Annotated in this window: 12 protein-coding genes and 1 pseudogene; 3 read left to right on the plus strand and 10 right to left on the minus strand. The window is 33.6% G+C overall.

Translation table 11 applies throughout. From position 1 onward, the window contains the following. The first annotated feature begins 350 nt into the window (after window positions 1–350). Window positions 351–1,559, plus strand: a complete 1,209-nt coding sequence (locus MHH71_RS08900) for an ATP-binding protein (RefSeq protein ID WP_026008420.1) — start codon at window positions 351–353, stop codon at window positions 1,557–1,559. A gap of 8 nt (window positions 1,560–1,567) precedes the next feature. Here the strand turns inward: MHH71_RS08900 and MHH71_RS08905 are convergent, their stop codons facing one another. From MHH71_RS08905 to MHH71_RS08920, 4 genes are all read right to left on the minus strand, one after another. Beyond that, the gene (locus MHH71_RS08905) at window positions 1,568–1,684 is read right to left on the minus strand and encodes a DUF6254 family protein (RefSeq protein ID WP_000018497.1); all 117 of its coding nucleotides are present in this window, start codon (window positions 1,682–1,684) and stop codon (window positions 1,568–1,570) included. 276 nt (window positions 1,685–1,960) lie between these two features. Continuing rightward, entirely contained in the window at window positions 1,961–2,494 is a 534-nt protein-coding gene (locus MHH71_RS08910; RefSeq protein WP_006094103.1) for a DinB family protein, read from the minus strand. A 138-nt stretch (window positions 2,495–2,632) separates the two neighbouring features. Next, on the minus strand, window positions 2,633–4,327 hold the full coding sequence (locus tag MHH71_RS08915; protein ID WP_003196081.1) for a M3 family oligoendopeptidase: 1,695 nt from the start codon (window positions 4,325–4,327) through the stop codon (window positions 2,633–2,635). Window positions 4,328–5,039: 712 nt separating this feature from the next. Continuing rightward, on the minus strand, window positions 5,040–5,486 hold the full coding sequence (locus tag MHH71_RS08920) for a MarR family winged helix-turn-helix transcriptional regulator (RefSeq protein WP_006094102.1): 447 nt from the start codon (window positions 5,484–5,486) through the stop codon (window positions 5,040–5,042). 238 nt (window positions 5,487–5,724) lie between these two features. Between MHH71_RS08920 and MHH71_RS08925 the strand changes: the two genes are divergently transcribed. Next, window positions 5,725–7,221, plus strand: a complete 1,497-nt coding sequence (locus MHH71_RS08925) for a DUF3149 domain-containing protein (protein ID WP_018764165.1) — start codon at window positions 5,725–5,727, stop codon at window positions 7,219–7,221. A gap of 29 nt (window positions 7,222–7,250) precedes the next feature. Here MHH71_RS08925 and MHH71_RS08930 read toward each other — a convergent pair whose 3' ends face one another. Beyond that, window positions 7,251–7,532: an aspartyl-phosphate phosphatase Spo0E family protein gene (locus MHH71_RS08930; RefSeq protein WP_006094100.1), complete on the minus strand. Its 282-nt coding sequence runs from the start codon at window positions 7,530–7,532 to the stop codon at window positions 7,251–7,253. Window positions 7,533–8,084: 552 nt separating this feature from the next. On the opposite strand from MHH71_RS08930, the gene MHH71_RS08935 reads away from it, so the two are divergent. After that, window positions 8,085–8,852 (plus strand): divergent polysaccharide deacetylase family protein, encoded by a 768-nt coding sequence (locus MHH71_RS08935; RefSeq protein ID WP_006094099.1) that lies wholly within the window; start codon window positions 8,085–8,087, stop codon window positions 8,850–8,852. 41 nt (window positions 8,853–8,893) lie between these two features. Here the strand turns inward: MHH71_RS08935 and cbpA are convergent, their stop codons facing one another. The 5 genes and pseudogenes from cbpA to MHH71_RS08960 all read right to left on the minus strand — a co-directional run bounded on the left by cbpA (window position 8,894) and on the right by MHH71_RS08960 (window position 12,507). After that, the gene (cbpA, locus tag MHH71_RS08940) at window positions 8,894–9,517 is read right to left on the minus strand and encodes a cyclic di-AMP binding protein CbpA (protein ID WP_018764164.1); all 624 of its coding nucleotides are present in this window, start codon (window positions 9,515–9,517) and stop codon (window positions 8,894–8,896) included. Window positions 9,518–9,640: 123 nt separating this feature from the next. Further along, window positions 9,641–10,270: a class II aldolase/adducin family protein gene (locus MHH71_RS08945; RefSeq protein WP_006094098.1), complete on the minus strand. Its 630-nt coding sequence runs from the start codon at window positions 10,268–10,270 to the stop codon at window positions 9,641–9,643. A gap of 472 nt (window positions 10,271–10,742) precedes the next feature. Beyond that, window positions 10,743–11,525 (minus strand): DeoR/GlpR family DNA-binding transcription regulator, encoded by a 783-nt coding sequence (locus MHH71_RS08950; protein ID WP_003196072.1) that lies wholly within the window; start codon window positions 11,523–11,525, stop codon window positions 10,743–10,745. A gap of 28 nt (window positions 11,526–11,553) precedes the next feature. After that, window positions 11,554–12,073, minus strand: a pseudogene (locus MHH71_RS08955) (2-aminoethylphosphonate-binding protein). Between the two features lie 281 nt (window positions 12,074–12,354). Next, a complete protein-coding gene (locus tag MHH71_RS08960; protein ID WP_000240797.1) occupies window positions 12,355–12,507 on the minus strand; it encodes a hypothetical protein in 153 nt (50 codons plus the stop codon). Window positions 12,508–12,640 lie beyond the last annotated feature (133 nt).

A 12,640-nucleotide genomic window follows, 5' to 3' on the forward strand; every position in this document is an offset into this window, starting at 1 on the left:
CTGATTTTTCTGTCTTTTTTGTAAGTTTAAGATTCATTTTCTTGTATTTTAATAGTATGATTATACTTATATAAATCCATTTTGATTTCCCAACATATAAGTCGCTGCTATAAAGAACAAAAGGTGACCGCTACTTATTTTCTCTCTTTGTTTTCACTTTGCATGGGGCAGAAAGAGGCGCTGACTGCTTCTATGCATGGCCGGATGCTCTCTCACCTAAAAAGAAAGGTTTTATGTCGGTTTTTCAATTTGTACTTATATAACACCATACATATGAGAATAGGGAGGAGATAAACCTGAAACTCTTTATTATTTATCTCTTTTTAAACATATTATCCATCCTCGTTATGATGCTAATGTATCACTCATTTTGGAATCAAAAAGGGAAACATTCACCTAAGTTAAATTCAACCGTATTTATATTATTTTGCAGTGCTGCAACAATTCTTTGTATTTCTTTTGCAGCAAGGATGGATAATGGATTTCAATTTGATATGCGTCATATTGTATTAATTGTCGGTACGTTAACAGGAGGTCCTATTGCTGGTGGATCGATTTTAGCTGTATTAAACATATACCGTTTTTTGTTAGGAGGCATAGGAGTTTTTCCATCTATTATAGCTTCCATTTGCTTATATATTATTCTCCTTGCCACATACAGACTCTTTCAAAGAGGGAGCAATCATATAAAAGTAGTACTTGCTATTTTATATAGTTTTGTATACGTATTTAGCTGGATTCCTTTTTTCCTTGCTGAAGTTCCTAGCACTGAATATTACCTCCCTCATATTATTGTGTATGAATTATGTACCATCATTGGTACCATTCTTATTCTTTATTTACTAAACGTACTACAATTACAAATACGCCTACAAGAAGAACTAATTAACGCTGAAAAATTTCACCTAATCGGAGAAATGGCTGCCTCTATCTCTCATGAAGTTCGTAATCCTTTAACTTCAACGAAAGGTTTTTTACAACTCCTACAATCCGAAGAATGCTCTGAAGAAGATCGAAAATTATATACAGAAATTGCTATACGTGGTATTGAACAAGCAAATCACGTACTCACAGATTATCTAACATTTGCAAAACCAAGTATAGAAAAAGAACAAGTATTACAAATCGAAGATGAATTACTTCGTGCTGTATCTCTCATTACTCCACTAGCTAATTTGACAAATGTTCGTATAACTTACACAAAGCAAAGCAACATCTTTTGTATTTCTGGAGAAAAACAAAAATTTAACCAATGCTTATTAAACATTTTAAAAAATTGTATTGAAGCCATGCCAAAAGGGGGAGATCTTATTCTCACATTAATACCGAGTCATACACAGATACAGTTAGCCATAAAAGATACTGGTATTGGCATGGATCTAGAACAACTGAAACGTCTTGGTTCTCCCTTCTATTCAACGAAAGAAAAAGGCACTGGACTTGGGATGATGGTCGTATTCAGCATCGTAAAAGCAATGGGTGGAAAAATCGATATTTCAAGTGAAAAAGACATTGGTACAACCTTTCTATTAACTTTCCCACTCATACAAAAAACGTGATGGAATCATCACGTTTTTTCCGTTTCATCAACAAGTTCCGCAAAAGTCTTTACTTTCCCATGCGGTTTTTGATTTTCTTTTCGTGCCTTCCAACTACGCTCTTGCTCTTTCTTTTTGTGTGACATGCTTTCAACTCCTTCTATGTTCTCTTTATGTATTATTCCAAAATAAAAGATAAAAATATGCATCAATCCAGTTTCTTCATCCTCCACTAATAATTAGTCCTCATTAATTAGGATTTTATAAGTGGTTTATCCCCTACCCATCTTCTTTTTCTGCATCTTAAGGAGTGGATATTACTACCCTCGAAAAGCAGGGATAAATAAGAAGAAGCGAGATAATTACTACCTCGCTTCTTCTTATTTATTCAATATAGTTCCCATGTAAATGGGAATTTTTCTTTACCTTTGCAAAATCGCATATTTTGCTTCTTTTAACTGTGTAAGATGGCGTTGTTCATGTAAATCAAGGAATTGAATCCATTGATATAGATTAAGCTCCTGAAACACAGGATGTTTTAACGAATTTTCGAACAATTCTTTTTCGTCTATAATACTATGCAGCGTATGCAATAATTCTGCGCGTGAATGTTCGAGTAATTGAATTCCTTGTTGTCTTTTCATTAATGTTTCTGTTGGTTGCATTTGTTGAGGTGCTTCTCGTTTATATGTTCGATCAAGAGTAAGTTGGAGATCTTTGAGTGGAACTACTTTTTTGTCTTTTTTCTGTAAAGCATACACAAGGGATGAAGTGACAGATTGTTCAATTAGGTGTAGATGATGCATAATTTGAATGATACTCCATTTATCACGGCGCGGTTTTACATTCACTTCCGTATCATTTAACATCTCAATTTCTGATAATAGTGTGTTTCTTGTAGATTGTAACGATTGCAGCAAAGTTTCCAAACTAATATTCATATTAGATTGAAGCATAATTCTCCCCCCTCTTTTTTGGTAAAAAAAGGTGTTTCCAACTTAGAAACACCTTTAAATAAATCTGAATTTTCTTATATTATCTCATTGTTTTATGAATGTGTCGATTACAAAATGTGAAAAAAACAAGGTTGATTTTTACAATTTTGTGTCATCCACTGCATGTAACCACGTTTGAATCTCAGTGATTACGCCTTGCACACACCCATCTGTAAATGGAGATGTCAAATTCGCAATTTCTACTAATTGTAAGAAGGATTGACTTCCACCCTTTTGACAAAGGTTCACATAGTCTTCCCACGCTTCTTGTCTATTGTCTCTTGCTCGCTTCCAAAATTGCAGTGCGCAAATTTGAGCTAATGTATAATCAATATAGTAGAAAGGTGAGCTATAAATATGCCCTTGACGCTGCCAGAAACCACCACGTTCTAAATAATCATTGTCTTCATAGTCTCGATGTGGTAAGTACTTTCTCTCAATATTACGCCATGCCGCTTTGCGATCCTCTGGAGATGCTTCCGGATTTTCATATACATAATGTTGATATTCATCAACAGATACACCGTATGGTAAAAATAGAAGTGCTGAACTTAAATGAGAGAAATAATATTTATCCGTATCTTCCTCAAAGAATAATTTCATCCATGGCCACGTGAAAAATTCCATACTCATAGAATGAATTTCACACGCTTCGTACGTTGGCCAATTGTACTCTGGAATTTCAAACTTCCGACTCTCATATACTTGAAACGCATGACCTGCCTCGTGTGTTAACACATCAATATCACCTGATGTTCCATTAAAGTTCGAGAAAATAAACGGAGCTTTATAATTTTCAATGTATGTACAATAACCGCCACCAGCTTTTCCTTTTTTCGCAACTAAATCTAATAATTCATTATCTAACATAAAGTTGAAGAACTCATCTGTTTCTTTTGATAATTCTTTATACATTGTCTTCCCATGATTAATAATCCACTCTGCATCTCCCTTTGGAGTCGGATTACCTGTTGCATATTCAAAATTCTCATCATAGTAAGCAAGCTTTTCTACACCAATGCGTGCTTGCTGCCTTTTTCGTAATTCTGTCGCAACTGGAACGATGTAATCTAGTACTTGTTTACGATAATTGGCAACCATTTCCGCATTATAATCTGTGCGATACATTCTTGCATATCCAAGTTCAACAAAGTTTTTAAAACCAAGTGTTTTCGCAATCTTCGTTCTTACTTTTACAAGTTCATCATAAATACTGTCTAACTCTTCTTCATGCTCTTCTAAAAAACCATAATAAGCTTCACTTGCTCTTTTACGCATATCTCTATCCGTATGTTGCATAAAAGGTCCAAGTTGTGATAATGTTCTCTCTTCTCCTTCAAAATCAATTTTTGCAGCCGCTAAAAGTTGTGTATATTGCGAAGATAATTTATTTTCTAATTGTAAATCTTTCACAACCTCATCTGAATATGTTTTTGAATTACATTCTGCTAAAGCAAATAATTGTTTCCCATAATAAGCCTCCAGTTCATCACGAAACGGAGAATTCATCAATGCTTTATAATATTTCGTTACATAGCCTTGTACAATCGGAGAATACTCATCAAAAAAATCTTGTTCTTCCTTATAAAAGGGATCCGTTGTATCAACAGAATGGCGGATATAACAAATATTTCCCATTGTACCAAAATCATTGCGAATCTCATTAATTACACCAATTACTTGCTTTTGCTCTTCTATCGTCTTTACATTCTCAAACTGTTCTAAAGCTACAGTGAATTTTTCTTGCAACTCTTCCGTATTTGGGCGTGTATATTCATAGTTCTTAAATGACATGAATATGCCTCCTCTCAATTATATGTACCCTTACTATAATTCCATTTCCTTTTCTGAATCTCCTTTTATTCTTCAACAGAATCCATTAGAAACTGTAACATTCCATCCATACTTCTTGTAGAACGGTGAATGAAATTACTACCTATATAAAATGAAACTTCCATCCGTGAGTTTTTTCTTTATCCTTCAAACCCTCACCTATCTTTCTCGCTTCTCTCTGAATCTTGAGGAAGAGGTTTTTCTGCCCGTAAATAGCGGGATAATCAAAAAAGCCTTTGACCATTTTACATCGAAAGCTTTTTTAACATGTTATATAAAACCATTTTGATTTTTCGACATATAAATCGCTACTATGAATAACAAAAGATGACCTGCACTCTTTTCCTCTCTTTGTTTCCACTTGGCATGGAGCAGGTAAAGGATCTGGCCGCTTCTACGCATGGCCAGTCGCTCTCTCTCATCAAAAAAAGAAAGGTTTTCTGCCGTTTTTTCAATTTGTACTTATATAAATTGAAATTCCCATCACTACTCGGGACTTTGCGAGATAACCCTTTGTTAACTTCCAACACATAAAGTCATGGCTATGAACAACAAAAGGAAATTACTACTCATTTTCTCCTTTTGTTTTCACTTGGCATGGGGCTGAAAAAGGATCTGGCCGCTTCTACGCATGGCCGGTCGCGCTCTCCCATCAAAAAAGAAAGGTTTTCTATCACTTTTCATATTTCCCAACTTTTTTAAGCAAAGATAACAGCTCATTTTTCTCATCTTTTGTTAACATTCCAAAGGAATCCTGTATAACTTTTTCATGCTTTGGAAAAATAGAAGCGATGAAGGTCTCTCCTTCTCCTGTTAACTGTGCATATATAACACGGCGATCATTCGGGCATGGAATTCGTTTCACAAGCCCCTTTTTTTCTAACTTATCAACAACATACGTAATACTTCCACTTGCAATTAAAATACGCTCTCCAATTTGTTGAAGCGGCTGACTACCTTTATGATATATCAATTCTAATACAGCAAACTCAGTTGGATTTAGTCTGTTACTTTGTATTGATTTATTTGTAGCATCCATAACAAAGTGGTGCACACGCGATAATGCAATAAACAATTTCAAAGATTGAGAAATCTCTTCCCTCTCATCATTCAACTTCATACGATTTCAACCCTTCACTTAAATTCACAAAAATTCGAGACAATCTACCAAATAAAAAGTTTTTCCATAAAGCAAAATAGCTATCAATGGTTCATCTTTGTCTCCGAATGATCGCTCAATCATTTCTCATTTTTACTCTTTCCCACATGCTAAGTACTAACTTTCACACATGAAATAAAAACATGACAATTTTAACACAGTTTATATATAATGATAATAAAAAAAAGGAGTAGCAATCTTGAATGGAAAATTACGAAGCATAACTTTTTATATACTGCTTGTTATATTACCGACACTGGGAATCGGTGCAACTTTCTATTCTTATCACACCTACCAAATGCAACAGGAAAACAAACAAGCTGCTCATACTGTTTTATTTTTATATAAGGACTACTTAGATCACCGTATTGGCGAAGCAATTTCCGCCTTAGAGATGCTTGCTATGGTCGTAAATACAGAAACAGAAAATACAAACGGAATTCAGCAAATATTACACGATACCGATGAAAAAGACGAGCGTTTTTCTGGATTATATTATACAAATAAAAACGGCCTAATTACTGTAGCATCAAAAGGTTTAACAACACCAATTCAGGTTGCAGATCGGTATTATATAGCAGAAGCTTTTAAATCAAAAAAAACAACTGTATCATCTGTCATTACAGATCGGGTTCTTGGACACCAAGCTATTATGATTGCCACACCCATTTTTACAAAACACAAACAAATTTCTGGTTTATTGTTGGCTAGTTTACGCTTTGATTATATATCGTCTGCTTTAAATGCTATTAAACCACAATATCATTTTGAAGTAACCGATGAGCATGATGTAGTCTTTTTAACAGATGATAATAACGAACCAACTGGGCAACATACAAACAAAATTTCTACTCCACTACCAAAATTAAAATGGAAAGTTGCTGTTTCTCCATTACCTATTCATAAAACAACTTTATACAAAACCGTTGCGGTAGAATGTATGGTTACTTTATTTTTAATGACAATTTTATTTTTACTCGTTCAATATATTTTGCTGAAACGACAAACAAGATTGGAGAGACAACAAAATGAAATACAAAAAATTGAATTAGTTGGTACTTTTGCAGCTAGTACAGCTCATGAAATCCGTAATCCACTTACTGGAATTAAAGGTCTTGTAGCACTCTTAAAGGAAAAACATATACAAGAACAAGACCAATTTTATTTTTCTGTTATCGAACAAGAAATAAAACGTATCAATGAAATTGTTAGCGAATTTCTTATTCTTGGTAAACCAACAGCGATTATCGAAAAAAAGTATGATGTAAGGGATATTATCAAAGAGGTCTCATTAATTATTCGATCCGAAGCAAATTTGCATAATATTATATTCACCTTGCAGTTACCAGACCATCCTGTTCATATCCGTTGTTCAAAAGATCATATGAAACAAGTGGTTTTAAATATTACAAAAAATGCAATTGAAGCTATGTCATCTGGTGATGTATTAACAATTCAGGTAACCAGTAATAAAGAGCACGCACAATTACACATTATTGACACAGGAAAGGGTATTCCAAAGCATATTCAAAAACACCTCTTTCATCCGTTCTTTACCAGTAAAGATACCGGAACAGGTCTTGGTCTTGTCATATGCAAACGAATTATAGAAATGTATGATGGACAAATTGTGATTGATAGCACAAAAAATAAAGGAACCACAGTTCATATAAAGCTTCCATTAGATTCAGCATAATTATCCTTCTCTGCGGAGGGTAATTATGTTTATTTCATAAAAGCAGTCACAAACATTTTCCAAAAAGCACTTGATTTTCCTTCATATTCTATTTGAAAAAAGGGTACCTTCATAAATGCGAACCATCTTGGTGTTTTTTGTTCTTTATATCGTTGATACTGTACAATAAGCTTGTCCAATTCTTGACTCACTTGAATTGTTTCAGTACTGTTTAATCCGTTTGTTAAACCTAAATGAATCATTTCTTCACGCTTCATATGAATATCACGCGAAAGTTTTTCCATTGTGTACTCCCGTTTTGCTGTAAACATCCATATCCCCCTCATTATTCTTCCATACTCTCTACTTCATTTTCACTCCATACATTCAGACTACAAATGTATATTGTAACCGAATTAGAATACTCAGAAATTCTAACATTTTCTCCCTGTAATTTACAAATCTTTATCCTCACTTTGAGAATTATTACAAATTATTCTATCTTTGTAAATACATTCGCAATAATAGACATTTTTTTCATGGTATTTTTTCCAAACGACAAATAAACTCTACTTTTACATTTTTGATTTCCAGTACTTCGACATTTTTCTCGTTTAATTTATGTAAAAAACGCAAATCATAATTATAGATTTGCGTTTCCATCTTCACAAATACAGTACCTTATTTTATTAAAAAAGATAAATTTTCTATAAAGGTAAACCTTAATCAGTACGAACTTTCTTCATTCCCACTGATTATTAGCACTTACCAATCAGGATTTTAGTGCAGTTCATGCAAATTACATATCTAATTTGTTTCACTAACTAGAAATTTGATAAAGCTTTATTTATAACAAATCACCCATTCAGAAAGGAATTTTTTATATGCGTAAACATATCATTATTTTTTTCATTTTATTATCTACTGTCATTTTTCCTTTTCAAACGTATGCCCATACAAATAAAGTTGCCATTGTAATCGACGACTTTGGAAATAATATGAAGGGAACTGAAAGGATGTTATCACTTCCCATTCCACTTACTGTAGCTGTTATGCCCTTTCTTCCATCTACAAAACAAGATGCAGTAGCTGCACATCAAAAAGGGCATGAAGTTATTATTCATATGCCAATGGAGCCTATTAAAGGAAAAAAAGAATGGCTTGGTCCTAAAGCCATTACAACTGATTTAAGTGATCATGAAATTGAAAGTCGGGTCGAACAAGCGATTCAAGAAGTACCACATGCAATTGGGATGAATAATCATATGGGTTCTAAAGTAACAGCTGATGAAAGAATTATGCGAATCATACTATCAGTATGTAAAAAACATGGCCTATTTTATTTAGATAGTAAAACAAATCCCAATAGCGTAGTACCAAAAATCGGAAAGGAATTAGGAGTTCCTATTGTAGAAAATCAATTATTCTTTGATGATGTTTATACATCATCTCATATTACAAAGCAAGCACAGTTACTTCTACAAAAAATTAAAGAAAAACCTGTCGTAGTAGCAATTGGTCATGTCGGCCCTCCTGGGGAAATTACTTCTCGTGTTATTGAGTCCACCATTCCTAAAGTACGTGAACATGCAGACTTTATTTTCTTATCCGACCTTGTCCTCTCACCACCACCTGTCTCCAAACAAAAATAGAGAGCAGCTATATGCTGCTCTCTATTTTTCATACTACTACCTTATATATAATCTACATGACTCACGCGAAATCCTTTTTTCTCTATTTTTGCAATTAATGATTCTAATGCTTTTTCACTTAAGTCATCTGTAATGTTCACAATAACACGACGAATATATTGATCACCATTGTCCAATGTAAATAATCCACCAATATGATAAGACCTGAGCAACGTTCCTAACTCCTTAATTGTCCCCTTACAATCTTGCGTTGCGATTGTTATTATATAACCACCCGTTTGCATCCCAAATGAATCTTCAATGACATCAAATATATTAGAATGTGTTAAAATGCCAACAAATTCATTGTACTCATTCAATACAGCTAAAAATGGAAGACGCCTAATTACATAAAAGGCTCGAAAAAAAGAATCCTTTTCAAAAATAAATGCAGATTTATCTTCCATAATATCTTTCACACATACATCTTCTAAACCCTCATTACATTTACGTTCTAAAATATCTACTTTATAAATGATCCCTTTAAATCTCTTCTCATCTTCTGCAAGTACAGGGATTGCTCTATATCCCTTCACGTCCATAATTTTTAACGCCTGTTCCCCCGAATCATTATCCTTACAAAATGTCACCTGTTGTTTCGGCAGAAAATGATATTTAACTCGCAAAATACGTTCCTCCTCACATGACGACATGTAATCTATATATAATAAGGAGACCCATATTTTATGAGTGAAATTATTTTTTAAAACGCTTTCATTTATTAGTTTGCACGTGACGAATTATTCTCTTTATATAACTGAACTCTTAGTTCCTTTAATCATCAATAATTTCACGTGATAATTCATTAAATACTCTAACCCTTCTAGCCATTTTTTCGTCTCTTCTGGCGAGTTTCCCCATACAATCATTCCGTAATTATGAACAAGTATAGCACCGCCGCCTTCTATAAAATTAGGAACATGATTCTCTAATAAATCAGCAAACTTCTTTTCATTTTCTACAATCGGAATCGTAATCTCTGTAATTCCTTCTTTTCCAAAAACACGTTCTACAGTGCGTTTTTCAAATGTAACTGCTCCTTCTTTTCCATATAACTCTGATATTAAATGACTATCTACAGTTTGAACTTGCAAAATACACTCCGCATTACCTTTTTTATAAATATCTGCATGCATAAACGATTCAACTGCTGGTTTTTCATCATTTGCAAATACAGGCTCACACATACTATTTACTACAATAAAATCCTCTTCTGCAAATAACCCTTTGTCTCTTCCTTCAATATTTACTAAAAATGTTAATGGTTCTTGTGATGTCCGCATAGATAAACTAATTTTTGTACCATAAAACCAATCACGGAGAGCCAATTCCATTCTTACATCTCTTAACTCTTTCCACTTCTTTAAAAAAAATAACATTTCGTCACCCCCATGAGAATATTACTGTAATGGTTTAGCCATTTCTATGTAAAAGAAGTATTTTTTGATTATTCCAAAAATTTAATTGAATTATCACATGAGAATCTCTTTTTGTCAATACAATTTCTTCATCTACCTGAAAATTAGGCACGTGTTACACAACAAAAAAAGCTCTTTCACAGAGCCTTTTTGTTCATCATTTGAAGCATCTCACTCTTCTCTTGCTCATTAATAATGCCGATCTTTTGTAACATATTTGTATACAATATAAGTTTATTATACAAGCGTTCCGACACCTTTTCCCCTTCTTTCCTCTAGTCAACTTTTTTTCTGTTGGTAAATTATATGAAGGAAGCCGAAAAATGTGTCCATTTTTTTTGCACTGATACAAAACTTTTCAAAGTACCTCTCTCATCTATGTGTAAAACAATAAAACAGTAGGCCCTACAACTTTCGGATTGGAAACCTATATTTAACTAATCGTCCAGCGAATATTATTTTTTGTAATAAATTCTTCAAAACTATGAGGCATTTTTTTATCGCAAATTACGTGCCCAATATCAGAAAAACCGGCGATTCGATAATTTCCTTTTACCCCCAGTTTTGTATGATCACATAAAATAAACGCCTTTTCCGCTAATTGAATCATCGCTTCTGATAACTTAGCTTTTTCCAATTCAAAACTCGAGATTCCAAAACTAGGTAACAATCCATCAATTGAAATAAATGCCTTATGAAAATGAAACTGACGAATGACTTGCTGTGAAATAGATCCTGATACACGACAGTGTTTTGGAGATACCTTTCCTCCAATAAATAATACTTCACCATCAAACATTTTTTTATTTATAGAAGAAATGAATTGGGTTGCAACAGGAAATGAACTCGTCACAACAGTTAAGTTTTTCCGATGAACGAGATACGGGACCATTTGCAGGGGCGTGCTTCCATCATCAATAACAATGACATCTCCATCTTCTACAAAAGTTGCTGCTTTATAGCCAATTCTTTTCTTTTCCTCAATATATAGCATTTCTCTTTCTAGCATAGGGGGCTCTATCCCTGCTCCCGGAAGTTGAACCGCTCCCCCGTATACTTTCTTCAACTTCTTTTCCCGATCAAGCTCTTCTAAATATCTGCGAATGGTTTCTGTTGATACTGAAAATTCACTTGCTAGCTCTGAAACTTTCACTTTTCCCTTAAACTCTACTTTTTCAAGAATACTACGCTTTCTCTCTTCTCCAACAATAGACATAACTTCACCTCATTTTTCTCTCTCCCACTTACTTTTTCGGTTCTGCTTTTTGCCCAAATTCTTTTTCCAAACGTTCTAAAGTTTTATCGCGATTATCAGCCGCCCATTTAAAATCGTTATTTTTATATAACTTATCTGTTACATCTTTTGGGAAACCATCCGGAAGTTTATAATCATTTTTAATCGTCGCGAATCCATTTTTCTGGCTTTTTATCATCTTTAAATTGCGAAAGTACACGATCTACACCTTTTGGAGAGTATTCTTTCAACATTTCTTTCTTTTCTAGAGCTAAAAGACTAGAAGCTGCTGTTCCCCATACAACATCTGCTTGTGTATTTTTCCCTTCTGCTAACAATTTCGCTGTAATAACCCCTGTTGAATCACGAACAATATTTAATTTCACATCTGGGTATTTCTTTTTAAAGGAATCAAGATAACTAGGTACAAGTTCTTCTTCAATTGCTGTGTAAACTGCTAATGATCCAGACAGTTTGTCATCTTTCACTTTCGCCCCAGCAGTTTCTTCTTTCTTAGTACCACATCCCATTAATAAAGAAAATATTCCCCCGGTTGCTACAGCTTTACAGAGTGTTTTTTCACTTTTTCTCTCTCCTTTTATTTTTCTTATGTACAACTCCAATATAAACGCCAAGTGTAAAAACAGTATTAAACTAACATTAATCTTTTGTTTGTTGTTTGTTTTTGTGTAATACGTTGCTACTTCAATGTTTTTTCATATTTTTTCACAACAAAAAAACAGAAAATTTACAATTAATTAAGAAAAGATTAAAAATTCCACAAAAAAATGAGGCGTTTGTAAAAAACGCCTCATTTTTGCTTACCCTTTTTTGAATTGCGATTTGCATATTTCGCTGGATTTTCATTTTCATACTCTACCGCAAATTCCGCATCCGGTAGGCTTTCTTTTGGAGTTTTATTATGATTCATTGCCGCATGTTGTTTTACTTTTCGTTTTACCACTTACAATACCTTCCTTCACTGTAATGACATCTTACTTTCTATATTAGTTTGAGAAAACTTTCAAAAATTATTGATGGGAAGTGTTAACAAGTACAAAGCAACGTATATATGGAAACACTATATCTGAACAGGA

The organism is Bacillus sp. FSL H8-0534, from assembly GCF_038005885.1.
In the GTDB taxonomy this organism is placed as follows: domain Bacteria; phylum Bacillota; class Bacilli; order Bacillales; family Bacillaceae_G; genus Bacillus_A; species Bacillus_A pseudomycoides.